The organism is Collinsella aerofaciens, assembly GCF_005844325.1.
Classification (GTDB): domain Bacteria; phylum Actinomycetota; class Coriobacteriia; order Coriobacteriales; family Coriobacteriaceae; genus Collinsella; species Collinsella aerofaciens_G.
In genome coordinates this window covers 1-26,430 of the sequence record NZ_SPFY01000023.1, presented here as the reverse complement: position 1 = coordinate 26,430, position 26,430 = coordinate 1, and the positions used below count along the sequence as shown (strand labels likewise).

At 60.6% G+C, this 26,430-nt stretch carries 21 protein-coding genes; 6 read left to right on the top strand and 15 right to left on the bottom strand.

The window, feature by feature from the left end:
* Positions 1-166: 166 nt before the first annotated feature.
* The 13 genes from FGQ61_RS07575 to FGQ61_RS07515 form a co-directional block, all read right to left on the bottom strand.
* Positions 167-2,302, bottom strand: coding sequence for a ribonuclease R family protein (locus FGQ61_RS07575; protein ID WP_022094242.1), 2,136 nt, complete (start codon positions 2,300-2,302; stop codon positions 167-169).
* 135 nt (positions 2,303-2,437) lie between these two features.
* Positions 2,438-3,358: a permease-like cell division protein FtsX gene (gene ftsX, locus FGQ61_RS07570; RefSeq protein ID WP_022094243.1), complete on the bottom strand. Its 921-nt coding sequence runs from the start codon at positions 3,356-3,358 to the stop codon at positions 2,438-2,440.
* Positions 3,345-4,565, bottom strand: coding sequence for a cell division ATP-binding protein FtsE (ftsE, locus tag FGQ61_RS07565; protein WP_022094244.1), 1,221 nt, complete (start codon positions 4,563-4,565; stop codon positions 3,345-3,347). The genes ftsX and ftsE overlap by 14 nt, the downstream gene beginning before the upstream one ends.
* 501 nt (positions 4,566-5,066) lie before the next feature.
* The gene (locus FGQ61_RS07560) at positions 5,067-6,008 is read right to left on the bottom strand and encodes a transketolase family protein (RefSeq protein ID WP_089572234.1); all 942 of its coding nucleotides are present in this window, start codon (positions 6,006-6,008) and stop codon (positions 5,067-5,069) included.
* 1 nt (position 6,009) lies between these two features.
* Entirely contained in the window at positions 6,010-6,840 is an 831-nt protein-coding gene (locus FGQ61_RS07555) for a transketolase (RefSeq protein WP_006235308.1), read from the bottom strand.
* A 246-nt stretch (positions 6,841-7,086) separates the two neighbouring features.
* On the bottom strand, positions 7,087-7,977 hold the full coding sequence (locus FGQ61_RS07550) for a YitT family protein (RefSeq protein WP_138375120.1): 891 nt from the start codon (positions 7,975-7,977) through the stop codon (positions 7,087-7,089).
* Between the two features lie 165 nt (positions 7,978-8,142).
* Positions 8,143-9,291 (bottom strand): peptide chain release factor 2, encoded by a 1,149-nt coding sequence (gene prfB / locus FGQ61_RS07545; RefSeq protein WP_138375119.1) that lies wholly within the window; start codon positions 9,289-9,291, stop codon positions 8,143-8,145.
* Positions 9,291-12,098 carry a preprotein translocase subunit SecA gene (gene secA, locus FGQ61_RS07540; RefSeq protein ID WP_138375118.1) on the bottom strand — a complete coding sequence of 936 codons (2,808 nt, stop codon included), beginning with the start codon at positions 12,096-12,098 and terminating at the stop codon, positions 9,291-9,293. Before secA ends, prfB begins: the two co-directional genes overlap by 1 nt.
* A gap of 340 nt (positions 12,099-12,438) precedes the next feature.
* Positions 12,439-12,864: a 50S ribosomal protein L31 gene (rpmE, locus tag FGQ61_RS07535; protein WP_006235303.1), complete on the bottom strand. Its 426-nt coding sequence runs from the start codon at positions 12,862-12,864 to the stop codon at positions 12,439-12,441.
* Between the two features lie 367 nt (positions 12,865-13,231).
* Positions 13,232-13,576 carry a hypothetical protein gene (locus tag FGQ61_RS07530; RefSeq protein WP_138375117.1) on the bottom strand — a complete coding sequence of 115 codons (345 nt, stop codon included), beginning with the start codon at positions 13,574-13,576 and terminating at the stop codon, positions 13,232-13,234.
* Position 13,577: 1 nt separating this feature from the next.
* Entirely contained in the window at positions 13,578-15,392 is a 1,815-nt protein-coding gene (locus tag FGQ61_RS07525) for an ATP-binding cassette domain-containing protein (RefSeq protein ID WP_138375116.1), read from the bottom strand.
* Positions 15,393-15,545: 153 nt separating this feature from the next.
* Positions 15,546-16,286, bottom strand: coding sequence for an ABC transporter ATP-binding protein (locus FGQ61_RS07520; protein ID WP_117769450.1), 741 nt, complete (start codon positions 16,284-16,286; stop codon positions 15,546-15,548).
* 5 nt (positions 16,287-16,291) lie between these two features.
* Positions 16,292-18,514: a hypothetical protein gene (locus FGQ61_RS07515; protein ID WP_138375115.1), complete on the bottom strand. Its 2,223-nt coding sequence runs from the start codon at positions 18,512-18,514 to the stop codon at positions 16,292-16,294.
* 135 nt (positions 18,515-18,649) lie between these two features.
* On the opposite strand from FGQ61_RS07515, the gene FGQ61_RS07510 reads away from it, so the two are divergent.
* From FGQ61_RS07510 to FGQ61_RS07485, 6 genes are all read left to right on the top strand, one after another.
* Complete coding sequence (locus FGQ61_RS07510) at positions 18,650-19,162, top strand: DUF2975 domain-containing protein (RefSeq protein WP_006235293.1); 513 nt, start codon at positions 18,650-18,652, stop codon at positions 19,160-19,162.
* 9 nt (positions 19,163-19,171) lie between these two features.
* On the top strand, positions 19,172-19,423 hold the full coding sequence (locus tag FGQ61_RS07505; protein WP_006235292.1) for a helix-turn-helix domain-containing protein: 252 nt from the start codon (positions 19,172-19,174) through the stop codon (positions 19,421-19,423).
* A gap of 18 nt (positions 19,424-19,441) precedes the next feature.
* The gene (locus tag FGQ61_RS07500) at positions 19,442-20,149 is read left to right on the top strand and encodes a site-specific integrase (protein WP_270225426.1); all 708 of its coding nucleotides are present in this window, start codon (positions 19,442-19,444) and stop codon (positions 20,147-20,149) included.
* A gap of 396 nt (positions 20,150-20,545) precedes the next feature.
* The gene (locus FGQ61_RS07495) at positions 20,546-20,833 is read left to right on the top strand and encodes an ACT domain-containing protein (RefSeq protein WP_006235289.1); all 288 of its coding nucleotides are present in this window, start codon (positions 20,546-20,548) and stop codon (positions 20,831-20,833) included.
* A 77-nt stretch (positions 20,834-20,910) separates the two neighbouring features.
* Complete coding sequence (locus FGQ61_RS07490) at positions 20,911-22,329, top strand: citrate synthase (RefSeq protein ID WP_138375114.1); 1,419 nt, start codon at positions 20,911-20,913, stop codon at positions 22,327-22,329.
* Positions 22,330-22,416: 87 nt separating this feature from the next.
* Positions 22,417-23,259, top strand: a complete 843-nt coding sequence (locus FGQ61_RS07485) for a Cof-type HAD-IIB family hydrolase (RefSeq protein WP_138375113.1) — start codon at positions 22,417-22,419, stop codon at positions 23,257-23,259.
* A 118-nt stretch (positions 23,260-23,377) separates the two neighbouring features.
* Here FGQ61_RS07485 and FGQ61_RS07480 read toward each other — a convergent pair whose 3' ends face one another.
* On the bottom strand, positions 23,378-24,172 hold the full coding sequence (locus tag FGQ61_RS07480; RefSeq protein WP_055287476.1) for a Cof-type HAD-IIB family hydrolase: 795 nt from the start codon (positions 24,170-24,172) through the stop codon (positions 23,378-23,380).
* 206 nt (positions 24,173-24,378) lie between these two features.
* Complete coding sequence (locus FGQ61_RS07475) at positions 24,379-26,199, bottom strand: adenine deaminase (RefSeq protein WP_138375112.1); 1,821 nt, start codon at positions 26,197-26,199, stop codon at positions 24,379-24,381.
* Between the last annotated feature and the right edge of the window lie 231 nt (positions 26,200-26,430).

The window sequence follows — 26,430 nt, the reverse complement described above, 5'->3', positions numbered from 1 at the left end:
TTTCTTGTAAACCTGCCAAAAAGGGACAGGTTTATTTTGGTAGGTTTTACCTCTCAAATAGCAGGTAAGCGGGCGGCCGAGCAGACGGCAAGGTAGCCACGATTCAAATGCGAAGGGCGGTCCCGAAAGGCCGCCCTCCGCTCTCTCGCCACGAGTCGGGATTTAGCTAATGGATAAGCTTAAAGTCCAAGTGCCCACGCGTGGTATTGACGCGCGAGACCTCGATAATCACGCGCTGCCCCAGCTCGTAACGGGTGCCCGTGTCGGCACCTGTGAGCGTTAGCGCGTCCTCGTCGAACTCGAACCACTCGTTGCCCAGGCTCTTAATTGAAACCAGGCCCTCGACCTGTGTTAGGTCCAAGCGCACAAAGAGGCCCATGCTGCTAACCCACGAGACGGTTCCGGCATAGCGCTCACCCAGACGGTCCTCATAGTACTGGGCAATCTTGATCTTTTGCGTCGCATGGCTGGCGGCATCTGCCGCGCGCTCGGCATCGCTACATGCGCGGCAGATCTGCGGCAGAATGCGCGGCAGCGACTCGCGCCCCTTACCGATCAGCCGCGGCGTACGGACCAAGGCGTCCTTGCCGCCGAGCTGCTCATAGGCCAACTGCAGTTTGAGCACGCGGTGCACCACCAGATCGGGGTAGCGACGGATGGGACTCGTAAAGTGACAGTAGCACGGCGCGGCGAGCGCAAAGTGGCCCTCGTTGCGCGGCTTGTACAGCGCGCGCTGCATGCTGCGCAGAAGCAGCGTGTTGACGAGCGGTGCGTTGGCCGTACCGGCGGCAGCATCAACTGCAGCCTGCAGCTCATCGGGGCTCCCCAGGGCAATACCGGCAGCACGGCGATCGTCGATGATGCCTAGCTGCGCCAGCGCAACGGCAGCACCGTGCAGGCTATCGGGGCTCGGATCCTCATGCACACGATAGCAGGCCTCGATATCACGGTCTGCCAGCCACTCTGCAACGCACTCGTTGGCGAGCAGCATGGCTTCCTCGATAAGCGACGTGGCACACGAACGCTCACGCGCCACAATCTGCACGGGCACTCCGTCCTCATCCAATAGAGCGCGAATCTCGGCTGTGTCAAAATCGACTGAGCCGCGGGCGCGACGAATACGACGGCGAAGTTCGGCGAGTTCGTTAGCGGCGACAAGGAAATCGCCGAGGTCGATGTTGTAGCCGCGGGCGGCCTCCTCGCACGCAAGACCGCGCTCAAGCGCTTCCTCGCGCGAGGTCTCGGCAGCCGCAACATCCTCGGCTGCACCCTCCAGCACCGAATACTCAACCGCGCCGGCACGCACCAGCAGCGCCTCGGCGCCGTCATAGTCCATACGCACACGCGAGCGAATCACGCTGGGATACGGATCGTAATGCCGCACGCGACCCTGCGCATCGAGCTCGATATCGACGGTAAACGCAAGACGGTCCTCGTCAGGGCGAAGCGAGCACAGGTCACAGGACAGGCGTTCGGGCAGCATGGGAAGCACGCGATCGGCCAGATACACCGATGTCGTACGATGGCGAGCCTCAAGATCGATATGCCCGTCCCAAGCCACATAGTGTGAAACGTCGGCGATATGCACACCCAGCTTGTAGCCACCCTCGGGCGTACGCTCCAGCGAAATGGCATCGTCAAAGTCGCGCGCGTCGACCGGGTCGATCGTGATGACAAAGCGGTCGCGCAGATCGCGGCGGAGCGGGTCCTTAAGCGCCGCGGACACATCGAGCGAAAGCCCCTCGGCCTCGTCCAGCGCGGCCTCGGGATAGCTATCGGTATAGCCGTAACGCGCCATCACATATTGAACGCCCAAATCGGGCGCGTCATCTCCGCCAATGCGGCGTTCAATCGTCACGGTGCCCGATTCCAGGCGCGTCGGGTAGGTCAAAATGTGCGCGACAACAGCATCACCCGGGTGGACGCCCAGACGATCCGCCGAGGTATCCTCGGGCAGAATGAAGAAGTCGGCCTTCAGACGCGAATCGAGCGGCTCAATCACACCGAGCGGACCGGCGGTCTGGTACGTGCCCACCACGCTTATGGCTGCACGCTCAACCACGCCCTCGATCACGGCGCGCCGCTCACCGTGCGGGCTGTTCTTAATGCTCACGGCAACGGTATCGCCATCCATGATCTCGCGCTTACCGCGGCCCATGACCTTGTAGTCGCCATTCTCGGTTATGACATAGGCACTGTGCTCATGGAGCTGCACGCGCCCGGTCAGGCTCGGACGGCGTTCGCTGCGCACCGGCCCGCGCTTATTGCGAGCTCCACGCTTATGCTTGTTATTGCGCCCCATGGCGCCTCCTAACTATCGATTGCGAACTCCAAAGAGTCTACCCAAATGATTCGCTTTCCTGCCGTCCCCTAGGGATCAAAAAACGGGCCGCCCCATAAGAGACGACCCGTTGGAAGGGATGAATTCCAGGCATGCCTACACGCGCAGGTAGCGGCGCATGGCGATGGCAGAACCAAAGAAACCGATAATCACGCCGACCAGAATCAGCGCAGCATAGGTCACCAAGTAGTACTGCATCGGCAGGGCAAACGACATCCAGCCGATGCTCTCCTGCAGACGCGGAATCATCAGGTTGCGCAGCAGCTCCAGAACGCCGATGGAAAGCAACGAGCCCAAAATGGCCTGTAGTACGCCCTCGGTGATAAACGGGCCGCGAATGAAGCCGTTGCTGGCGCCGACCAGACGCATAATCGCAATCTCACGACGACGTGCCGTGATGGATAGGCGAATCGTGTTGTTGATGAAGATGAAAGCGATAAAGGTCAGAAGGCCAACGAGCACCACGGCGGCGATGCGGATGTAGTTGGTCACCTGGAACAGGCGGCTCACTGCCTCCTGGCCGTACAGCACGCTCGCGTTGACGTCGCCGTCATCCACGATCTTCTGGAAATCGGCATCCTTCTTGAGCTTCTCTGCCGTGCTCTCGACCTTGGACGGATCGTCCATCTCAATAGCGAAGGAAGCCGGCAGCGGGTTCTGGCCATCGAGCGCGCTCATGGTGGCGTCGGCGTTGCCCGACATCTTGCTCGAATACTCGGCCTTCGCGTCGTCCTTGTCCTTATAGGTCACGGACTTGACGTTGCTCCACGTCTTAAGCTCGGCCTCAAAAGCCTGAACATCAGCCTGATCGGCGTCATCACTAATGAAGGCGTTGATGACAACCTGATCCTCGACGGTGCCGATCACGGAGTTCAGCACCGCGGAGCCCATAATGAACAGGCCGATGATAAACAGCGAAAGGAAGATCGTGATGACGGCGCCGAGCGAGGTAGTCCAGTTACGGAAGAAGTGGCTGATTGCCTCTTTGAAGGAGTAGCCCACGTTAGTTGGTGCCATAGTTGCCGTAACCTCCCCTCTCCTGGTCGCGGATGACGTGGCCGCCCTCGAGGGCGATCACGCGACGGTGCATGCTATCGACCATCTCGCGGTCGTGCGTGGCGACGATCACGGTGGTGCCGGTGCGGTTAATACGCTCAAGCAGCTTCATGATGCCCAGCGAGATCGCCGGGTCGAGGTTGCCCGTGGGCTCGTCGCAGATCAGCAGCGGCGGACGGTTGACCATAGCACGGGCGACGGCAACGCGCTGCTGCTCGCCACCGGAAAGCTGGTCGGGCAGCGAGTCCATCTGATCGGCCAGACCGACCAGACGCAGCACCTCGGGCACCTGGCTGCGAATGACGCCCTTGGGCTTGCCGATGCACTGCAGGGCAAACGCCACGTTTTCGTAGGCGGTCTTTTGCGGCAGAAGCTTAAAGTCCTGGAACACGGCGCCAATCTGGCGGCGCAGGAACGGAACCTTGCGGTTCTTGATCTTCATGAGGTCCTGACCGGCAACCAGGATGCGGCCGCTCGTCGGCTTGACGTCGCGGTTGAGCGTCGACAGCAGCGTGGTCTTACCCGAGCCGGAGTGACCGACCAGGAAGACAAACTCGCCCGGATAGATCTCGATGTTGATGTCGTCGAGTGCAGGCTTGTTGGGCTGTGCCGGATAGATCTTGGTGACATGCTCCATAAGGATGACGGGCTCGACACCGGCCTGCTTGGCCATCTTCTTGCGGCTGGCCTGCGGATCGATGGGCGCAAACACCGACGTAAAATCGGGGTTGTTGAGCGCGTTATCGAGGCTTGCGACCTCGGCTGCCTGATCGCTCTCGACCACCGGGGCAGCAGGCTGCGTGGGGTCGGGAATAGCGGCAAAGAGACCGGACTGCGCAGGCTGAGGAGCCGGCGTCGCAGGGGCCAAGGGGTCGGGAATGCCGGCCATGGTAGGCTGCGGCGTGGCGGCACCAGCCTGAGGCTGCTCCACGCGAGCGGTCACGGCCTGAACGGGCTCAAAACCCGCCGTGCCGGAAAGCGCGACATCGCTGGTTGGATTGTAGGCAAAGGGATCGGATGCCGGCTGTGCCTGATCTGCCGGCTGAGCGGGGGCCTGAGCAACAGGCTGGCCCTCTGAATCCGGAGTGGCGAAACGACTGCCCTGGACGCCTGCCTGCGTCTTGGGGGCATCATCGCCCGCACCGGAGGTACGGAAGTGGTTACCCACTGGTGCTCCTTATCGTCGTGCGTTTAAACTACATGAGCGCTTTGTATTTTAGCAGTATTAGCTTTACTGCACATAAGAAGCATGGCGGGGCCTGGTCCCTCCGGCCGCGTACAGGGTTACCTCCCAAATCGTCCTCGGACATGTCGGAGCCCCCGCTGCGCGCTTCGCGCTGCGGGGGCTCCTCCGTCCTGCGGAAAGATTCGGGAGGTAACCCTGTACGCGGCCTGCGGCTACTAAGGGGCCGCCGCGTTTATCTTGGGGTGCTGCATATACAAAGTTGGAAGGGTCTGAATTGCACTTTGCCGATATATGCCCTTTTCCCTGATGGGACCGTGCTTGAGGGGCGTCTTCATGAGTTGCGGTGAAATAGGGACTGTTGAGCCTTTAAGCTGGCAAAACAGTCCTTATTTCACCGCAACTGAAACAGGGGCGCTCTCCAAGAGAGCGCCCCTGCCGGGTTTCCATAGTACTGGCGAAACAGTCCTTGAGATCCGCCTTGCCTTATGCCAAGAACTCCTTGGTGGTCGCCACGATGTTGGCGGCGTCCAGGCCATACTTGTGCAAGAGCTCGGCACCCGGGCCGGACTCGCCAAAGGTGTCGTTGACGCCGATCTTCTTGAGGGGCGTCGGGCACTGCTCGCACAGGACGTCGGCAACGGCGCTGCCCAGGCCACCGATTACAGAATGCTCCTCGACGGTCACGACGTGGCCGGTCTTGGTGGCGCTCTTGACGATCAGGTCGGCATCGATGGGCTTGATGGTGTGCATGTTGATGACCTCGGCATCGATGCCCTCGGCAGCAAGCTGCTCAGCGGCCTCGAGGGCCTCGCCGACCATCAGGCCGCAGGCGATGATGGTAACGTCGGTGCCCTCGCGCATGACGATGCCCTTGCCTACCTCGAACTTGTAGGTCTCGGGGTCGTTGATGACCGGCGAGGCCAGGCGGGCAAAGCGCATGTACACGGGACCGTCGCACTCGTAGGCGGCGCGCGTCACGGCGCGGGCCTCGACGTCATCGGCGGGAACGATGACGGTCATGCCGGGAATGACGCGCATCAGGGCGATATCCTCGCAGCACTGGTGCGTGGCGCCGTCCTCGCCCACCGAGATACCGGCGTGCGTGGCGCCGATCTTGACGTTGAGATGCGGGTAGCCGATGGAGTTGCGGACCTGCTCAAAGGCGCGACCGGCGGCGAACATGGCAAAGGTGCTCGCAAAGGCAACGCGACCGGTGGTTGCGATACCGGCGGCAACACCCATCAGGTTGCTCTCGGCAATGCCCACATCGAAGAAGCGGTCGGGGCAGGCGGCCTTAAACTTGCCGGTCTGCGTGGCGGCGGCCAGGTCGGCGTCGAGGACCACAAAGTCATCGTGCTCGTTGGCGAGCTCGACGAGGGCCTCGCCGTAGCTTACGCGCGTGGCGATTTTCTTGACGTCTGCCATCCTAGAGCTCCTCTCCGGCGGCCGTGAGCTCTGCCATGGCCTGCTCAAACTGTTCATCGTTGGGGGCCTTACCGTGCCAACCCACCTGGTTCTCCATAAAGGAGACGCCCTTGCCCTTCATGGTCTCGGCGATAATGGCGGTCGGCTGACCCTTGGTAGCGCGAGCCTCGGCAAAGGCGGCGCGGATCTGGTCGAAATCGTTGCCGTCGGCAAGCTCCACCACGTGGAACTTAAAGGCACGGAACTTGTCGGCGAGCGGCATGGGGTCGTTGACCTCCTCGACGGGGCCGTCGATCTGCAGGCCGTTGTGGTCGACGATCACGCAGAGGTTATCGAGCTGCTGGTTGCCGGCAAACATGGCGGCCTCCCAGACCTGGCCCTCCTCGCTCTCGCCATCGCCCAGCAGGGCGTACGTGCGGTAAGTATCGCCCCAGTGCTTAGCGGCAACCGCCATGCCCACGGCGGCGGAGATGCCCTGGCCGAGCGAACCGGTGGACATGTCGACGCCCGGGGTGTCGTTCATGTTGGGGTGACCCTGCAGGTGACTGCCGATGTGGCGCAGCGTCTCGAGATCCTCCTTGGGGAAGAATCCGCGCTCGGCAAGCACGGCGTACAGACCAGGCGCGCAGTGACCCTTGGAAAGCACGAAGCGATCGCGATCGGCCTTGCGGGGATCGGCCGGGTCGACGTTCATTTCCTCAAAGTACAGATAGGTCATGATGTCGGCAGCGCCGAGCGAACCGCCCGGATGGCCGGACTTGGCAGCGTGCACGCCGGTGACGATGCCCTTCCTTACCTCGTTGGCAACCTTTTTGAGCTCTTCGTCGCTCATTGTGCCTTCCTTTCATCCTCATTAGACAAAATGCGCACGGCACCGAAGGTAATCCCAACACAGCCGCAATGCACGTACGTCATTCATTATGCTGGAAACTGATGGCTTTACCAGAGTTTTTATCATTATTTGAACAATTTAGCAGGCAGAACCGCTGATGAAACGGTTTATCAATGTGAACGTCTTTTGGATGCGGTGGCTGCCTCTCGCCCCGGCACAAAAATGATCCGCAAACCGAAATTCAGCCTACGCGTTAATGTCCTTGAATCCTTCACCGAAGGCTTCCGTAACGTCGGCGACCGTCACAATGGCGTGAGGATCGCGTTCGCGCACGATCGTTTTAAGGGTGTTGAGCTCTCGACGGCTAACGATCACCATGATCACCGGCTTCTCGACGCCCGAATACATACCGGTCGCCTTTAATTTGGTGCAGCCGCGGCCCAGACCATACATGATGTCGGCCGCGATATCGGGGAAGTTATCCGAGATGATGAGCACCATACGACGCTTATTGCCGCCATCGACCACGGCATCAATCACATAGCCGCTGATCACCATCGAAAGTCCTGCATACAGAGCATTTTCGAGCGAGAAGACCGGAGCCGATGCCGCACATACGGCAACGTCGATTGCCATGACGGTCGAGCCTACCGGCAGCGAGGTGTTACGCGAGATGATTTGGCCAATCGTGTCCGAGCCGCCGGTGTTGGCGCCGGCGCGCAATACCATGCCGTAACCGATGCCCGTGATAATGCCGCCCCACATAGCGGGAAGCATCAGGTCAGCATGTGCCAGAGGCGCAACAAACGGGGCAAACAGATCGGTAAAGAAGCCCAGCAGCACAAAGCCCGTCGCCGTCTGCACCACGTAGAACATGCCGCCCTCGCGCATAACGACCAGTAGCAGCAAGGCATTCATCACGATGGTCTGGATACCGACGGGAAGCGACACGCCTCGCGCTGCGCCGACTGCCTGGATAATAGTCGCAAGGCCCGTAACGCCACCGGCTGCAAGGCCGTTGGGAATCAAAAACAGGTCGGTCGCGATGGCGGCCAAGGCACACCCCAACATGATCTGGGGCAGATCGTGAAAGAAGTTCATCGAAAGAATGCGCTTGATGTCCAGACGATATGCCATGCTGCCTCCTTTAAAAAAGCGCACCCCATCGGATGCGCTTTGAACTTCTTCTTGTATTCGATTCTACCGATTCGCCGGACAAAAACCACCCCTGCGCAGGGTTTATTCTGGATACAAACCCGTCCAACCGTTGGGCTTAACATCGGCTTGAAGCTGCCCGATGTTTTAGACCTCCGAGCCTTCTGCATCGGCGTTGCCGGTGGCCCAGCGATGGTAGCCAATAACAAACGGGTCCAGGTCGCCATCGTCAAGAACGGCCTCGACATTGCTGGTCTCCACGCCCGTGCGTAGGTCCTTGACCATCTGGTACGGGTAGAGCACGTAGCTGCGAATCTGGTTGCCAAAACCGATCGTGGTCTTGGGTCCGCGAATCTCATCCAGGGCCTCGGCGCGCTTCTCGAGCTCAATCTCGTACAGACGCGCCTTGAGGATCTGCATGCACGCGGCCTTGTTTTGAATCTGGCTGCGCTCGTTTTGACACGTGACCACGATACCGCTGGGGAAATGCGTCACGCGCACGGCGGAGTCGGTGGTGTTGACGCCCTGACCGCCCGGGCCGCTTGCGTGGTATACGTCGACGCGAATGTCATCGGGATTAATCTCGATATCGATATCGTCGGGTAGCACCGGAATGACCTCGACGCCGGCAAACGTGGTCTGGCGGCGCTTCTTGTCGTCGGTGGGGCTAATGCGCACCAGGCGGTGAACTCCGGCCTCGGCGCGAAGCATGCCAAAGGCATCCTTGCCTTCGACGGTAAAGGTCGCGCGATCGATGCCGATGACCTCGGCCGCGGGGCAATCGTTGATGGTGACCTTCCAACCGCGGCGCTGGCAGTACTTCATGTACATCTTAAAGAGCATGAAGGTCCAGTCCTGGGCCTCCAGACCACCCTGTCCGGGCTTGATGGTCACGATGGCATCGCCGTGATCGAACTCACCGGTAAACCAGCTCGAAAGCTCAAGCTCATCGATGGCACGGGCCAGGCGCTCAGCCGTGGCTGCAGCCTCCTCGCGAAGGGCGGCGGCGTCGGGGTCATCCCCCATCTCCTCGGCAAGCTCCAGCGCGGCGCGGGCATCGGAAAGCTCGCCGCGCGCGGTGTCCACGGCAGCGATATCTTCCTTGGTGCGCGCGATCTCCTCCATGGTGGCACGGGCGGCGTCGGCGTCATCCCAAAAGCCAGGGGCAACACTTTTGGCCTCGAGCTCGAACACGCGGGTACGCTTCTCGTCCAGGTGGAGATACGACTCGACCTCACCGAGCCGGTCCGCGAACGCGTCCAGCTCGGCGGGCGTTACCTCTAAAGCCTCAGCCATTAACGATTCCTGCCGTGGCAGTACTTAAACTTCTTGCCGCTACCGCAGGGGCACGGGTCGTTGCGGCCCACGTTGACGTACGGATCGTCGCTCTCGGACTTGCGATAGGTGGTCACCTTGCCACCGTTGTTGACGGCAGCCGGACCACCCTGGACAGCCGTGCGGGCCTGCACCTGCGCCTGCTTGCGCAGCACCGAGTCGCCGTTGTCACCATCGACCTCGGCAGGACCGGAGAAGCGCGCACCCTCGAGCGCGGGCTCCTCCTTGTGCTCCACGGCACGCGGGGCAGCCTTGATCTCGATGCGCAGAACCGTGCGCAGGTAATCCTCATACATGGTATCGACGAGTATCTGGAACGCGCCGTAGGCCTCGGTCTTGTACTCAACCAGCGGGTCGCGCTGGCCAAAGCCGCGCAGGCCGATGCCGGTCTTGAGGTAGTCCATCTCCTGCAGGTAGTTCATCCAGCGGGTATCGATGACGCGCAGCATGACCTGGGTGTTGAGCTCGCGCATCAGGTCCTCACCCAAGCGCTCGGCCTTCATGTTGTAGCACTTCTCCACGTAAGCCAGGACATCGGCAGCCAGGGCCTCATAATCCTCGTCAGGGAACTTCGGCGTATCGATGTGGCCGGTGAGCTCCACAACCCACTTGCGCAGGCCCTCCAGGTCGCGCTCGCCATCGTGACTGTCCTTGGTGCAGAACTCCTGCACGCAGCGGTACACGGTGTCGTGCATGACCTCGGTGATGTGGTCGGTCAGGTCCTTGCCGTCCAGAATCTTATTGCGCTCGGCGTAGATGACCTGGCGCTGCTTGTTCATGACGTCGTCGTACTCAAGGACGCTCTTACGCATGGAGAAGTTGATGCTCTCGACCTTGTGCTGGGCGCTCTCGACGGCCTTGGAGATGATCTTGTGCTGGATGGGCATGTCGTCGCCCATGTCGGCCGTGACCATCATCTTGGAGACGCGGTCCATCTTGTCGCCGCCGAACAGGCGCATGAGGTCGTCCTCGAGCGACAGGTAGAACTGGGTCTCGCCCGGATCGCCCTGACGGCCGGAGCGGCCGCGCAGCTGGTTGTCGATACGACGGGACTCGTGGCGCTCGGTGCCAATAACGGTCAGGCCGCCGGCGGCAAGCACGCGCTCGCGCTCGGCCTTGCAAGTCTCCTTGGCCTCGGCGTTAAACTGCTCGAGTTGCTCGGGCGTCACGTCCTCTATGGTCAGGCCCTCGTACTCAAGGCGCTCGCGCACCAGCTCGTCGGGGTTGCCGCCCAGCAGGATGTCGGTACCACGACCGGCCATGTTAGTAGCGATGGTCACGGCGCCGTAGCGTCCGGCCTGGGCAACGATATGAGCCTCGCGCTCGTGATGCTTGGCGTTGAGGACCTCGTGCGCGATGCCGCGCTTGGTAAGGGCGGCGGACAGCTTCTCGGAGCTTTCGATGGAGACGGTGCCCACCAGGACCGGCTGTCCCTTGGCGTGACGACGCTCGACGTCGTCGGCAACGGCGTTGTACTTGGCCTGAATGGTGCGGTACACCAGGTCCTCGTGGTCCACGCGCTGCACGGGCTTGTTGGAGGGGATGACCTCGACGGGCAGCTTGTAGATCTCGCGGAACTCGGCATCCTCGGTAAGTGCCGTGCCGGTCATGCCGGAGAGCTTGTCATACAGACGGAAGTAGTTCTGCAGGGTGATGGTGGCCAGGGTCTGGTTCTCCTCGCGTACGAGCACGCCCTCTTTGGCCTCGATGGCCTGGTGCAGGCCCTCGGAGTAACGGCGGCCTTCCATAATGCGGCCGGTGAACTCGTCGACGATCTTGACCTCGCCGTTGGTGACCACGTACTGCTTATCGCGGTGGAACATGTACTGGGCCTTCAGCGCCTGCTGCAGGTGGTTGACCAGCTGGCCGGAGAGATCGGCATAGATGTCATCGATACCCAGGCGGCGCTCGATCTTCTTAAGACCGCGCTCGGTGGCGGCGATGGTGTGCTTGGCCTCGTCCATGACGTAGTCGCCCGTGGGCTCGACGTCCTCGGTGGCGGTGAGCATGTCGTGCGACACGTCCTCACCGCGCTCCAGGCCGCGCACGGCGCGCGCGAAGTCCTTGTAGGTGCTGGCGGACTTGGTGCCGGCGCCCGAGATAATGAGCGGCGTCCTGGCCTCATCGATCAGGATGGAGTCGACCTCGTCGACGATGGCGTAGTTGTGACCGCGCTGCACGCGCTGCTCGGGACGGGTGACCATGTTGTCGCGCAGGTAGTCGAAACCGAACTCGGAGTTGGTGCCATAGGTGACGTCTGCCTGGTAGGCCGGACGCTTGAGCTCGAGCGGCATGTTGTTCTGGAGCAGACCGACGGTCATGCCCAGGTACTTGTAGATGCGGCCCATCCACTCGGAGTCGCGCTTTGCCAGGTAATCGTTGACGGTAACGACATGCACGCCCTTGCCGGCGATAGCGTTGAGGTAGCCGGCCAAGGTGGAGACGAGCGTCTTGCCCTCGCCGGTCTTCATCTCGGCAATATGACCCTCATGAAGCGCCATGGCGCCGATGAGCTGTACGTCAAAGTGACGCATGCCCGTGATGCGCTTGGAAGCCTCGCGCACAGTGGCAAAAGCCTCGGGAAGCATGTCGTCGAGCGACTCGCCGTTGGCGTAACGCTCGCGGAACTTATCGGTCTGGGCGCGGAGTTCCTCCTCGGTCATCTTCTCAAACTGGGGCTCAAGACCGTTGATCTGGTCGACGATCTTGTAGTAGCGCTTAAGGTCCTTATCGGATCCAAAGGACAGCAGCTTTGACATGAATCCCATGTGGTTTTCCTTTTTGGCCATCGCCCACGCCGTGCAGCTGCGGGCGAGTTAAACACAGATGATTGTACTTTAGCCAAACAAGGCGCGGCCTATACGGTCGACCTCGACCGCCACGTAATAACTACGACCAACCTGCCAAAAGGGGACTGGTTTATTTTGGCAGTTTTTATCTGGGAAAACGCTGTATCTCTGCCATTTGGTGCAAACGAACCCGTCCCCTTCGCACCAATCTGGTGCAATGGGGACGGGTTAGCTTGCACCAATAAAGGAAAAGGGCCGCGCACCCAAATGGATACGCGGCCCTTTAGCCACGAATGCGAGCGATTCCTCGGCGAGCTATTTACTCAGCAGCCTCGGTGGTCTCGGCCTCGGCAGCGGCCTCCTCGACGGGAGCCTCTGCGGGAGCCTCGGCGGCCTGCTTGGCAGCCTCCTCGGCAAACTTAGCGGCACGCTTAGCCTTCTCGGCAGCCTTAGCCTCAGCGGCGGCCTTGCGAGCAGCCTCGGCCTCAGCAGCCTTGGCGGCCTTGGCAGCCTTGGCCTCCTCGGCCTTCTTGAGCTGAGCGGCAGCGGCGCCACCGAACTTGTCGGCGAAGCGCTGGACGCGTCCACCGGTGTCGACGAACTTCTGCTGGCCGGTGTAGAACGGGTGGCACTCGTTGCAAAGCTCGACCTTCATCTCGGACACGGTAGCGTGCGTCTTGAAGGTGTTGCCGCAGGAGCACGTCACCGTGCACTCGACATACTGGGGATGGATACCCTGCTTCATGGTAGGACTCCTTATTGGTCAGGCGCTGGTTACCGATCAGCGCATAAGGCGTCTTGGTTTCCGACCAAGACAACAAACTCGGCTATGGTACCACGGCACCGCGCGTCCCACAAAAGGTTCACGGTCTTTTCGGAACGACACGAATCTGACCCATCGAAACACATCTCCACCGTTCCTTCAACTGGGAAAATGCCGTCCCCGGGGCCTGAGAAGGGCCCCGGGGACGTTCGACTGACTGCGGGAACGGCCTTTCCGCTCAATGTGTTCGGCTGAGATCGGAAATCAACCAAACTGAACTAGGTTCAGTTGACATGGTTAAAAACGAGGGGCGACGCTTTTGCGTCACCCCTCGTCCCGGCCGGTTGCTTTAGTTGTACACACGGTAGTTACACTTGAACTGGGTTATGTGTCCATAGTTGGAGCGGTACCAACCCGACGTATAGCTGATTGCCTCTGCGCCTAGATAGTCGTAGCCCTTGTTGTAGCGAAGCTGACGGTAGGTCGTGTCGTACCCTGCTACGTAAAACGTGTCTCCAGAGAAGGCTTTGTACCGGTCCTTAACCGTCGAAGCCATGTACGCGGGTTCGACATCGCCTTTCTCCCCGTTGAGCGCATAGACGGGTGCCGCGATTCCGCATAAAGCCGTTGCCACGAGGATGGCGTAGACAGCCATGCGCGACGCATTGGACTTCAGCTGTTCAAATAGTTTCATGTCATTCACCTCGCTCGTATGTATCGAGGTATTCCTGCTTGAGCGTCTGCGAGGACGACTCGATCTTTTCCACGAGCGTGCCGGCCTCGATGAAGTAGAACGAGTCGGTGAGGTCTGCCAGGTCGTCGAGCAGATGGCTTGAAATGAGCACGCTTCGTCCCCGCGCCACCTCGCTGCGCATCGCGTCGCAGGAGGTTTTCCGCTTTCCCGGATCGAGGCCGTTCAGCGGCTCATCGAGGATGAGGTACGGGCAATCGGTCGATATCGCCATGGCAAGCTTTACCTGCTGCTTCATTCCTGTCGAGAGTTTACGGGTCGGCTTGTCGAGATATGGGGAGATTCCGAGGGAGCTGCAGAGCGAGTCGATGTCGGCGGCCGATTTCCACGCCTCCCTAACGAAAGCAAGGTGCTCGATGGCCGATAGCGTGGGGTAGAGATCCGTGCCGCCTGAAGAGCTCAGGTAGACGAGTTCTGCAAATTCGGCTGATCGACGTTGGCTGATTCCGTCTGCCGCCAGGCTTCCCGAGCGGATGCGGGTGGGAAATTGGCCCGACAGCGCTTCAAGAAGGGTGGTTTTCCCCGAGCCGTTGGGAGCAACGAGGCCCGCCGCCGTTCCCGGGCTCAGGAAAAGCGACCCGATTGAAAGTATCGTCGTGCTTCCGTATCCCACGCTCACGTCCAGGAGCTCGAGCCCATGGTGCTTTTTCGCGGGTCCATACTGTTTGGGCGAACGTGTCGCAACGGCGCCGACCGCAAAGAAGACCGCGACGTATGCCAGGGCCACGGCAAGCATCGATGCGCTGCCCGAACCGGAGCCAATGAATTCTGTCGGGAAGCATCCTACGTAACCCGTCGCCTCGATAGGCGAGAACACGGCCAGCGGCAGGAGCCCGAGCGCGGCATTATGCCCCAGTGCCGAATCGGACAGTAACGGGAATGCCGGGGCCGCGACAAGCAACGCGGAGGCAAGGGGGCCCGCGAGGACGCGCCTCGTTGCGGTCGATAGGACGACGGAACAAACGGATATCAAGGTTCCGCCCGCGAGCAGCGCGAGAAGTATGGTCGTGAAGACGTTTCCCGCGGTCGTGGTGGTGAGCGCGCCGTCATGGAAGAAGGAGATCGGGTACCCGATTTGCCCGAAGCCGTTTAGGGCCAAGGCGTAAATGCCCCCGGGTGCGAGGCCGGCGAGGAGCATCGCGGTCCCCGCGGCGATTATCGAAAACACGATCTGGATAAGGCGCCGGAATTTGGGCACGGGCGCCTTTGCCGCCAGGGTCCCGGGCCTTGTGGCGCCGAGCACGAGTATCGACGAGAGAAGGAAGGGGATGAAGGGAAGGAAAGACGGCGCCGTGGCAATGGCGTAGGGCAGGAAGGAGAGGAATGGCAGGTCGTTTGCGGAGGCCGGGATATCCGCGATGCCGGAGCTGCTCAGGGCGCGGCAATATGCGAGCGCTGCGTCATTGGTCTCTTGGTCCCCCACGATGGACCCGGATTGGAAGCCTTCGCCCATGAGCGCGTAGTAGCTCTCGGCAGAATCGAGAAAGGCGGCGTCGGTTTGAGCGGCGAGGGCGGCGTTCGCGTATCTTGCAAGCTCCGCGTCATTTTGCTGCTCTGGAGATAGGTCTGTGCCGCTGGCCTGGGGCGCGCGCGTATTGAATGCGTCGACAAAGCCCTGCATGCCCTGTTTCATAAAGAAGGGCCCGTAGATGGGTGAATTGAACGCAATGGGGACGGAAAAGGCTGCAGCGAGAACGAGCGTGGAAATCCATACGGCCTTGTCTCTTAGGATTAGTTTGAGAAGAAGTCGACAGTACATTCAGAAGCACCTACGTTCCTCAAAGAATTGTTAGATTAAAAGTAACAGACCGGATGAAGATGCGTGCGACGGGGGCGAGGCGAATGGCTGAGCGGTATCGATGCGCGGGTTCAACGGTATCACATTGGCCACATAGATTTTTAACTTGCATTTCTACCCGCCCTTTTCGTAGAGTCGCCGATACGTGCTTAGCGCACCCTCGGCGCGTCCGGCAGGCTTTGCGAAATGGGATCCAGGAGACTTCGGCGCAGCATCATCTTGCGGAATGCTTCTAATGAGCCTCCCATCCTTCAAAAACAGAATCTCATCGCACAGCCTATCGACCGAATCCAAGATGTGGGATGACATGATGATGCACGTACCAGAATCGGCCAGCTTCCTGAGAATCTCGGAATGCAAGTCCACCCTGCTGGGGTCGAGCGCGTTCATGGGCTCATCTAATAGAAGGTACCGCGCGCCCGTCGCATACGCAATCGCCAGGGTAAGCTGCTGCTTCATGCCCTGGCTCAGAGTGCGGATCCTCATCTTCGCGAACTCGCCTATCTGCGTTTGTTCCACTATCTCTTCGATATCGCGAGCATGCGGCCACATATCGCAAACCATCTTGAGGTGATCTTCCGCACGCAATCCGGGATACAGCAGCGTCCCCTCACCAGGTGCATAGAAGATCATAGAACGGACCTCTCTCGCACCCGTACCCTGCACCTCATCCAGAACGATGCTCCCGTCCACGCGAGGACCCGGCAAACCTGCCATCGCACGCAGCAACGTCGTCTTTCCATGCCCGTTCGGAGCGACGAGACCGTAGACCGTACCCGGGGCAAACTCAGCGTTCACCGAATCTACGAGCACCTTCTTTCCATAAGAGATCGTCAGCGTTTGAAGGTCAATCATCGAGATCATCCCCTTTCGATCTTTGGAACACTCAGGCGCACCATCAACGGAGATACGGCGCCCAAGACCACCAGCAGAGCGCCCGATGCGCCGACGACCTCTCCAAAAGGCATCGCGTTCGTCCCTCGCCCAAGGAACCCAATCGTCCCCACCTGGGAAGCGGAATCAAACGAGGCGAATGGAGCCAGCAGCGCGACGCCCATGCCCACGCTTTCAACATGAGCGCTCAACGAACCCAACACCAAGAGAACCGCGCAAACCATTCCGGTGACAACGGGGTTGCGGCTAATCGCTGCTGTCAACGCAGCGACGACGGAAATCACGCCGTATGCCATGACCAGCAACGGAATACTGCACAACACCGCCTCCCCCACCATGGACGTTGTCGAAGCTCCCGCCCGAATGAGAGCGACGGGATACTCCGATCCACCCGCACCGTTCTTAATCACGGACACAACGACAGCGGGAACCATCGACACCAAAAGCAGCACCAAGCCAAGCAGGGGAGCCAGCGCAACAGCCGTCAGAAAACGCACATGCGCTGTTGCGGGGATCTGGAGAACCAGAAGGGAACGACACTGCAGGTGGGTGCACGCGAGCGATGTGACAACCACGGGCAACAGCAAAAATAAGGAGGGAAGCGCTGCCTGGAGATACGAAAGGAGGATTAATGGGGGCATCTTCGTACTTAACTCGTAAACCTTGGGGTCCGGCAAGCTCGCGATCGACTCAAGCAGAAGGGCGCGCGCCTCCGCACGAGAAGGAGTCTCCGGCTCGATTCCGATCGATTGCAGGAGAGTCGCATCTGCCGCGCCCAGCTCACCTCGAGCGCGCTCGTACGTCGCAAGGCTTCGAAACCCCTCCGCAGGCATAGGCGCGTACACGAAACCCGAAAGAGCATCCCGCATGTCTTCCAGGGCCGCTTTGCCCTCGACGTCCATATTCGCAGCGTTCTGCTCTAGATACCGATCTATTGAACGGAGCTCCCCATCCCTATACCGAACAGCGGAAACGTTATCAGCGTCAGGAAACATCTCGACCAGAGCCGGGGCCAGCATCGTCGTCGACATTGCAATCGCGCATACGGCGAGGGTAGGAGAACGCAGGAGCAGTTTCCCCATCGTTCTTACGTATGCAACGGCGGAGGCACAAGCGCTCGAACGAGTTGCCGTTCTCGATGCAGTGAAGGAACCTCTCTCAAGACAAATCGGGGATATCGGGCACGCGCAGCCGCTCTTTCCAGCAACGCAAAGCAGGCTAATTGCCAGCACCTCGATCCCGATTGCGCATACGAGGGCAATCGCGCCACGCTCGAAGCAAAGTCCAGGCAGATTCACTATCTGCGTTGTCGGGTACGGGCTATAGGCGCCGACGGTCAACTCAGTGTTCGCATACGTAAGGGGATTCAACAGGGCGAACTCACGTAAAGCGATGGATCTTCCGCAATACCCGGGAACCATCGTCACCCCCATCAGGGCACATACGAACACGATTCCAAGCGTAGGGTTATTGGCAATCTTCACGGCAAGGTGAACGACAAGCGAGATGAACGCTGCCACCAAGAATTGCAAGATGGCCGTCTGCGCGAACACCAGCCAAGCCGGTTTGATAACCGGAGTCGCATATTGAATGTAGCCTATCGGATAGAACGGCGAGCCCGGGCCATTCTTCACAAGCGCGGCGATTATCCCTGGAAGATTGATGGCGAGGACGGCAAGCATTGCAAAAACACTCGCCCATACGCTCGATGCAACAAGTCTACCCAGCTCGCCCATCGGTGCCTGGATGATGAGCTTTTCACGTTTGTTAAGACGCGCGGCAAGGAACGAGACGGCAACGGCCGTTGCGACCCATAGCAAGTACTCCTTCGATCCGTCATAATAGGTGTACTCTCCATCCGATATCTGCAGAAACGGAAGTAGGGGAGAGAGCGGTGCCAAGATAAGACGTCCCGCGGCAAGAGGGTACAGAAGCGCGGGCATGCTTGATGAAGAGGTATAGACACCGTCCTCCCCCGCATTCACAAGCGCATCCGCATAGGATGCTGACAATTCCTGCTCAACACGGGTTATTCCCGACTCGAGGTATTCGACCCGTCCGTCGATGCCAGCCGCGCTCCTGAAGACGGGCAGAGCACAAAGAACCATCAACGCAACAACGACAACACAGAGCGACCTGGAGGAGAGAAGCGACCTAAAGATCGCCTTCGAGATTTTGAGCATATTCATCGCCAACCTTAACCTCATCCAGTCGGAACAGAGGGGCCGAACAAAATGCTCGGCCCTTATTACTTGCCGGCAAAGTCAATTTAACATAAACTGTTAAAAAGTAACCTGAGTTTTTTAAATTCTTCGGAGGTTATTATGAGTTCCGACAATCGCACTCCCCGGCTTCATTCCTTCCGCATCGCATGTGCGATAGCCTCTGCGACCCTTTGCGCCACCGCCATCGCACAAGTGGCGTTCTCCTTAAAGCCAGCAATCGAAGTGCTCGACAACCCTGTAATTGCAGACTCCCCCGCGTATCCAGCCCTTGCGATCTCGACATTGGTCCCTGCCGTCATCGGTATCGCTACGACCATCCTCAGCGCCGTTCTCGTGTGGACGATCAAGAGCGGAGACCCCTTCAAGAAAGGGTCTGCGACATGCTTGAAGGTGCTCGGCATTCTCTTCGTTGTTCAAGCTGCCACCAGCCTCTACGCCGGCTCACTCAAAACCTCCGTTTCGATGTTTGGCGGCGAGGGGGCCGTCGGCGCCCAAGAGATCGCTTCATCATTCGATTGGACCTCTCTGGTTCTCGGCATCGTCCTGTTCATGCTTTCCCAGCTCTTCTTGTACGCCCGAGAGCTGTACCTCGACTCCGACGAGATTGCGTAAGGAAACGCCATGCCCGTAATTGTTCGCCTCGACAAGATCATGGCCGAGCGAAAGATTTCCTCGAACGAACTTGCCGAAAGGATTGGAACCACGCCCGTGAACCTGTCCCGTATTAAAAAAGGGCATATTCGCGGCATTCGCTTCAACACGCTCGAGCAGCTATGCCTCGCCCTTCGTTGCCAACCCGGAGACCTTCTCGAAGTCATGAGCGAAGAGGATGCCCGAAAGGAGTTCGGACTCGATTGGTCCGCCGAGGATTAGAGGGCGGTCGTACTCGCCCTGCACACGGGGATGCGAATCGGCGAGGTCTGCGGCCTTCGGTGGTGCGATGTGGATTTCGAGACGGGCCTGATCTCGATCAGACACTCGGTGGCGTACGCGAAGGGAATGGGTTCGTTCATCAAGGACACCAAGACCCATGACGCCAGGGGTATCCCCATCGACCCGGTCGGCCTACTCCCCTTCCTGAAGGAGACCCACGAGATCGACTGCGGAAAGCTGCGCTTGCGCGGCCTTACCGGGGCGGTCGAGATCGGGGACTGCTACATCCTGTCGGAGCCGGGCGCGACCTTCGCGACGACAAGCTATATCCGCAGGGCGTTCAAGACGTTCTCGGAGACCAACGGCCTCATGGGCACCAACGACGAGCTGATCACGTTCCACGGCCTTCGCCACACGTTCGCAACGCAGTGGATCCGCCAAGGCGGCGATATCAAGGCGCTCCAATCGATCCTCGGCCACAAGGACGCCATGGCGACGCTCAACGTCTACGCCGACATCGAGCCCATCTCCAAAATCCATAACATGCTGCGCGCCACGCCGTGCCTTTGGCGCGGGCACCTCGGGCCGAGGGTCGATCCGGGTCCCATGTTCCAACAGAGGATCCAGGAGTCCATCGAGACGCTCCAGGCGTTCGGCTACGGCATCACCGAGCCGGACGACCGAAATATCGCCATACGCGACGTGAAGATGAACAGTTGGCTCTAGCTCACCGAGTACGCGGCAGTGCTGGGCCCATCCCAACTGAGGTCACGGTGGTCCGATAGGGGCGCCGCCCGCGGCATGCGCCGCGGAGCGGTATCCCCTACCGAAGGGCGGGGATGCCCTCCGCTTCCAGTTCGGAATCAGCCGTCGGAGGCGTTCGGCTGACTGCGGGAACGGCCTGTCCGCTCAATGTGTTCGGCTGAGATCGGAAATCAACCCAACACGAGCCGGACACGCGCCAGACGGCTCTTCCCCGTACGGCCTTCCCCCTTACGCTCATGTTGCAGGCATGTAACGCTGCAGCGAGCGCGCCTTTTTTGCGCCAGACAGGTACAATGATGAACACTGTACCGTAGCGGAGCGCCCCGCGCGCGCCGCAACCACGCGAAAGGGTTTCCCATGGCCGAGATCTCGTCCTCCCGTATCGTCATCACCGTCCTTGGCAAGAACCGCCCCGGCATCGTCGCCGGCGTCACCCGCGTTCTGGGCGAGGCCAACGTCGACATCCGCGACATCACGCAGTCCATTATCGAGGACATCTTCACCATGACCATGCTGGCCGACACCGCCGAGTCCAAGCTCGACTTCGCCGAGCTGCAGAAGGCCCTGGCCGAGGCCGGCGAGCTTTCGGGCGTCAACGTGTCCATCCAGCGCGAGGACGTCTTTAACTTTATGTACCGCCTGTAGCGAACAAGCCGCTCGGGGCAGCTTGACGTCATATCGTCCAAGCGCGCGGCCCCAAAGCGGACCGGAGAGGAGCGCGCATGGCCTACGACGCCAAGAAAATCTACTACCGCTTCGACGATCACCTGAGCCGCCTGGTTCTGGATTACGAGGCGAGCCGTCAGATTTCGCCCGAAAGCGAAAACCTCTACCACGGCCTGCCGACCGCCCCGTACGACGAGGGCCTGTTCGTAGAGCATAACGTCAAGCGCGGCCTGCGCAATGCCGATGGCTCGGGCGTGGTCGCGGGCCTTACCCGCATCTCGGACGTGCACGGCTACAACAAGGTCGACGGCAAAGTCGTGCCCGACCAGGGCAAGCTTACGCTGCGCGGCTACAGCATCGAGGACCTGGTCAACAACGCCCAGGCCGAGAATCGCTATGGCTACGAAGAGGTCGCCTACCTGCTCATCACGGGCTCGCTGCCCAACAAAGAGGAGCTCGACGGTTTTTGCGGACGTCTGGGCGCTTTTAGGCACCTGAGCGATGAGTACGTCAAAGAGTTCCCCATGACCACGGTGTCGTCGAGCATCATGAATGTGCTTCAGCGCGCCGTGCTGCTGCTCTACGCCTTCGACGCCGAGCCCGACGCCATTACGCCCGAGCACGAAATCGACGTCGCCATTTCCATGCTCGCACGTCTCCCGCGCATCGCCGCCTTCGCACACATGGCCTCGGTCGCCAAGCTTCGCGGCTCCGAAGTTCACGTGCCGCACCCCACGCCCGGCCTCTCCACCGCCGAGACCATCCTACAGGTCCTGCGCGGCGGCATGGCATTCACCCGCGACGAAGCCATGCTGCTCGACGTGATGCTCATGCTGCATGCCGAACACGGAGGCGGCAACAACTCCACGTTTGCCTGCCGCGTGCTGTCCTCCTCGGCCACCGACCCGTATTCCGCCTACGCCGCGGCTATCGGCTCACTCAAGGGCCCGCGCCACGGCGGCGCCAACGCCAAGGTCGTGTCCATGCACGAGGACATCCGTGCGCACGTCTCCAATTGGGAGGACGAGGACGAGGTCGCAGCCTACCTGGGCAAGATCCTCGACAAGCAGGCCTTCGACGGCACGGGTCTCATCTACGGTATGGGCCACGCCGTCTACACGCTGAGCGACCCGCGCGCCGAGGTCTGCCGCCGTTACGCGCGCACGCTTGCCGCCAAGAAGGACCTGGGCGAGGAGTTCGCGCTCATCGAGCGCATCGAGCGCCTGGCACCGCAGGTGATGCGCGACCACGGCATGACCAAGCCCATCTGTGCCAACATCGACCTGTACACGGGCTTTATCTACAAGATGCTCGGCGTACCCGAGACGCTTTTTACGCCGCTATTCGCCGTCGCCCGCATGGCCGGCTGGTCGGCACACCGCATGGAAGAGCTCTTCTGCGCGCACCGCATTATTCGCCCCGCGTATCGCCCGGTTATCGAGCCGCTGGAGTACAAGCCGCTCGCCGATCGCTAGGACGCGGACCGTTATAGAACCCGAGCGTGGCCAGGGCATCATCGCCCTCGGCCACGCTTTTTATGCCAGCAGAAAGGGCTGCATCAAATGATTGTGTTTTCCGATATGGACGGAACGCTGTTGACGAGCGATAAGCAGATGAGTGATGCCACCTGGGCGATGCTCGACGAGCTCGCTCGACGCGGGATTGAATTTGTGCCCTGCACGGGACGTCCGCTGTCGGGCATCTTTGAGCCCATCCTCGCCCATACCGCCGTGCACTATGCCGTTTGCGCCAATGGCGCCAGCGTCTGGCAGCTCGACGACGATGTGCCCACCGACGCCTCGCGCGCCACGTGCATCTTGAGCCGTCCGCTCGATTGCGGCATTGCCCATCGCATCCATCGCATCGCCGCCGGCCACGATGTGACCTTCGATATCTTCGCGGATGGGCAGTGCTTCCTCCCCCGCTCGCTCTACACGCGCCTGGACGAATTCTGCGGCGGCGACCCCCACATCGCGGCTTCGCTCAAGCGCACACGAACACCGATCGACATGGATATCGACAGCAAGATCGACGAGGTCGAGACGCTCGAGCGCATCGCCATGTACTGGCACAACCCGGCTGATCGCGACGCCATCGCGGCGGAACTCGACACGCTCGGAGGCATTGAAGTCACGCGTTCGTACGCCATGAATATCGAGGTCATGGGCGAGGGCGCCACCAAGGGAACGGCCCTCACGTGGCTCTGCGAGCACCTGGGCGAGCGTCTCGCCGACGCTTGGGCGTTCGGCGACAACATCAACGACATTCCCATGCTGCAGGCAGCAGGCCACGGCATAGCCATGATCAACGGCGAGCCCGAAGACCGCGCCGCCGCCGACGCCATCACCGAGTTCGACAACGACCACGACGGCGTCGCCCGCACCATCATGGCCGCCCTCGCCTAGTCATCGGCTAGTCATTGGGGACGTTCTTGAATGACTAGTCGTTGGGGACACTCTTCGTGAAAAGCTGCAAGGACTGTCCCCCACTGCCGGCAGAACGGGAACGTCCCCAGCTGCCGGATTAAGCGAGGCCCTCTAGCACGCGGCGGAGCTCCTGCTGAACGGCGTGGTCGCGGTTACGACCCACCACGCGATCGGCAACCGCCCTGAGCGCAGGGCGCGCGTTTTCCATCGCGCAGCCCGTGCCGACAAAGCGAATGATCTCGTAGTCGTTCATCGAGTCGCCAAACGCCATGACCTCGTCGCGCCCAATGCCGTAATGCTCCGCGAGCTGTGCAATACCCGAGGCCTTCGACACACCGGGCTGCATGGCATCAATCCACGCGTTGCCCGAAGGCGCAAAGGTAAAGAGCTGACCGAGTTCGCGCTGTAGCACGTACGCACTGTCCATAACCGCACTGTCGTCGCAAAAGATACTCGCTTTGATGATATTTACGCTGGGATCGGGCAGCTCCCAAATGCGCTCGGCATTGGGAAGGTCCTTATCGACCTCACGCACGAACTTGCACTCGTCATCGAGCAGGAAGGACTTGGTTCGGTCAAAGAGCGCAAGATGCAGATTGGGAAACGTCCTGACGGCTTGGGCGAGCCTTCGAATCGCCAGGTGGGAATACACCTCACGGTCTACCATCTTACCGTCGGCGTAGACTTGGGCGCCGTTAGCGGCGACAAAGTCCATCTTGTCGCGAACGGGCGCAAAGAACTCGCACAGGCGATCGTAGCGACGACCTGACGATGCGGCGAAATGCACGCCATGCTCGTGTAGCGCCAGAATCAGTTCATAGGTCTCGGGAGGCACCTGGCCGTTTTCGTCAAGCAGTGTGCCGTCCATATCGGATGCAATCAGTTTAAACATAGAAAAGCTCCCTTCGGGCTTGTTGGAATCAGACGCGTATCCGATTCCAACGTACCCAAAGGGAGCTCAAATAAGACTCCGCGGGCGTAAACGTTACAAGGACCTGGCAAATAGCTCACACATGCCAGAGGTCCTACGGTCGCGGCGTCAGGCAGCCCGCCAAAGAGTGTCCCCGATGACTAGTCGTTTAAGAACGTCCCCGATGACTAGTCGGCGTAGGTGAAGGTTGTGACGTCGAACATGCCCTCGGGGCGGATGCGGAGCGTCGGGATGACCGGCAGGGGCAGGAAGATGATGCCCATGATGGGGTCGAGCGGCGGCTCAATACCCATGGCGCGCGCCTTGACCATAAAGTCGTCGTGCTGCGCGGCAACATCCTCGGCCGTGCCCTCGCTCATAAGGCCACCGAGCGCCAGCGGAATGCGCGCCACGACCTCGCCGTTGCGCACCAGCACGTGGCCGCCCTGGCCCACGGCCTCAACGGCAGCCATCATATCCGCCGCATTGTCGCCCACCACGCACACGTTGTGCGAGTCGTGGCCGATCGTGGAGGCAATGGCACCGCCCGTGATGGTGAAGCCGCGCACCCAGCCGCGACCGATATGCTTGCCGACGAGCCCCATGCCGGCGGGACCGTCGCCGTCGACGCCCTCGGCCTGCAGCGACACGCCGCGGCCATGGCGCTCGATAAGCATAATGCGACGCAAGTCATCGTCAGTCTCGGGACGAACCATGCCCGTGATAGCCATGCCAGGGATCACATCAATAACCGCCTCGCCCGGCTTAAAGGCATAATCGAACACGTCGAGCGAAAGCTTCGGCAGCCTAACGGAGGCGCGCAGCTCATCGGCAAGGGCCGCAACCTCGGCCATCTCGGGTGCAATCTCGCCCACAAAGGTGCCGTCCTGCGCCACCAAAGCACCGGCGGCATAAACACGATGCGGAGCCTTAGCAAACGTCAGGTCATCGAGCAACAGCAGGTCGGCACGCTTGCCCGGGGCGATGGCGCCACGCAGCTCATGCGGGTCGCGGCAACCGTGGTCCAGGCCAAACGCCTCGGCCGTGGAAAGGGACGCCATAGAGATGGCAACCACGGGGTCAATGCCGGCCTCGATAGCCACGCGGCAGGCGTTGTCGATCATGCCGGTCGAAAGTGCATCGGAGGGAGCGCGGTCATCGGTCGCGAAGCAGCAGCGGCGGGCACGGGCGGGGTTTTCCAGCAGCATCGGAGACAGATTGGCCAGGTCATGGCTGCACGTGCCTTCGCGCAGCATCACATACATGCCGCGAGATAGCTTGTCGAGCGCCTCCTCGGGAATCGTCGACTCGTGGTCGGCGATAATGCCAGCTGCGGCATAGGCGTTGAGGTCCTTGCCGGCAACGAGCGGGGCGTGACCGTCAACCTGTTTGGACGGCGTCTGGTTGGCAGCGTCGATACGAGCACAGGTCTCGGGATCGGCCATAAAGACGCCCGGCAGGTTCATCATTTCGCCCAGACCAAAGACATCACCCGGATATTCGGCAAAAAATGCCTGCATATCGGCAGCGGTGATGACGGCACCGGCCTGCTCGTCGGGCAGTGCGGGCACGCACGAGGGCATCATGTACTTGATGGAAATAGGAGCGCGACGACCGTCCTCGATCATAAAGCGCAGGCCGTCCAAGCCGGAAACATTGGCGATCTCGTGGCTGTCGGCAATAGCGGTGGTGGTACCGCGCGCCGCCGCCATGCGCGCATACTCGGCAGGGCGGATGTTCGAAGACTCGATATGCAAGTGTCCGTCAATAAAACCGGGGGCAAGATAGCGGCCCTGGCAATCGATGACCTCGGCAGCCTCATACGTACCGGCGGCATCGTCGCGACCATCGTAGAGCACACCGACGATCACGCCATCCTTGACGGCAACGCTACCGGGCGCCACGCGCTGGCCGTACACATCGACAATCTGTGCGTTGGCAAACAGCGTGTCAACGGGCACACGACCCTCGGCGGCCTCGATCACAGATCTCATGACCTCAACGGACATACATACTCCTTTAACCGTAGAAAAAAGCTGCGGAGCGGACAGACCTTCACCGCAGCAAACCAATAGCCATTGTATGCCCAAAAGGAGGCCGCCGATAACACCCCTTCCGCTTAACGGCACCGCCAAATGATCCCTTGGGGACGGAGGAAAAAGGTTGCGGTGGAATAGTTCCTACCTGGGGGTGCGGACGATTTCTTGGACCGCGCCTAGGCGTATCCAAGCTTCCTGCGG

Excerpts from the sequence above, each read along its gene's own strand:
- FGQ61_RS07575 (WP_022094242.1), bottom strand. The coding sequence starts at position 2,302 with ATGGGGCGCAATAACAAGCATAAGCGTGGAGCTCGCAATAAGCGCGGG.
- ftsX (WP_022094243.1), bottom strand. The coding sequence starts at position 3,358 with ATGGCACCAACTAACGTGGGCTACTCCTTCAAAGAGGCAATCAGCCAC.
- FGQ61_RS07560 (WP_089572234.1), bottom strand. The coding sequence starts at position 6,008 with ATGGCAGACGTCAAGAAAATCGCCACGCGCGTAAGCTACGGCGAGGCC.
- FGQ61_RS07555 (WP_006235308.1), bottom strand. The coding sequence starts at position 6,840 with ATGAGCGACGAAGAGCTCAAAAAGGTTGCCAACGAGGTAAGGAAGGGC.
- FGQ61_RS07550 (WP_138375120.1), bottom strand. The coding sequence starts at position 7,977 with ATGGCATATCGTCTGGACATCAAGCGCATTCTTTCGATGAACTTCTTT.
- prfB (WP_138375119.1), bottom strand. The coding sequence starts at position 9,291 with ATGGCTGAGGCTTTAGAGGTAACGCCCGCCGAGCTGGACGCGTTCGCG.
- secA (WP_138375118.1), bottom strand. The coding sequence starts at position 12,098 with ATGGGATTCATGTCAAAGCTGCTGTCCTTTGGATCCGATAAGGACCTT.
- rpmE (WP_006235303.1), bottom strand. The coding sequence starts at position 12,864 with ATGAAGCAGGGTATCCATCCCCAGTATGTCGAGTGCACGGTGACGTGC.
- FGQ61_RS07530 (WP_138375117.1), bottom strand. The coding sequence starts at position 13,576 with ATGAAACTATTTGAACAGCTGAAGTCCAATGCGTCGCGCATGGCTGTC.
- FGQ61_RS07525 (WP_138375116.1), bottom strand. The coding sequence starts at position 15,392 with ATGTACTGTCGACTTCTTCTCAAACTAATCCTAAGAGACAAGGCCGTA.
- FGQ61_RS07520 (WP_117769450.1), bottom strand. The coding sequence starts at position 16,286 with ATGATTGACCTTCAAACGCTGACGATCTCTTATGGAAAGAAGGTGCTC.
- FGQ61_RS07515 (WP_138375115.1), bottom strand. The coding sequence starts at position 18,514 with ATGAATATGCTCAAAATCTCGAAGGCGATCTTTAGGTCGCTTCTCTCC.
- FGQ61_RS07510 (WP_006235293.1), top strand. The coding sequence starts at position 18,650 with ATGAGTTCCGACAATCGCACTCCCCGGCTTCATTCCTTCCGCATCGCA.
- FGQ61_RS07505 (WP_006235292.1), top strand. The coding sequence starts at position 19,172 with ATGCCCGTAATTGTTCGCCTCGACAAGATCATGGCCGAGCGAAAGATT.
- FGQ61_RS07495 (WP_006235289.1), top strand. The coding sequence starts at position 20,546 with ATGGCCGAGATCTCGTCCTCCCGTATCGTCATCACCGTCCTTGGCAAG.
- FGQ61_RS07490 (WP_138375114.1), top strand. The coding sequence starts at position 20,911 with ATGGCCTACGACGCCAAGAAAATCTACTACCGCTTCGACGATCACCTG.
- FGQ61_RS07485 (WP_138375113.1), top strand. The coding sequence starts at position 22,417 with ATGATTGTGTTTTCCGATATGGACGGAACGCTGTTGACGAGCGATAAG.
- FGQ61_RS07480 (WP_055287476.1), bottom strand. The coding sequence starts at position 24,172 with ATGTTTAAACTGATTGCATCCGATATGGACGGCACACTGCTTGACGAA.
- FGQ61_RS07475 (WP_138375112.1), bottom strand. The coding sequence starts at position 26,199 with ATGTCCGTTGAGGTCATGAGATCTGTGATCGAGGCCGCCGAGGGTCGT.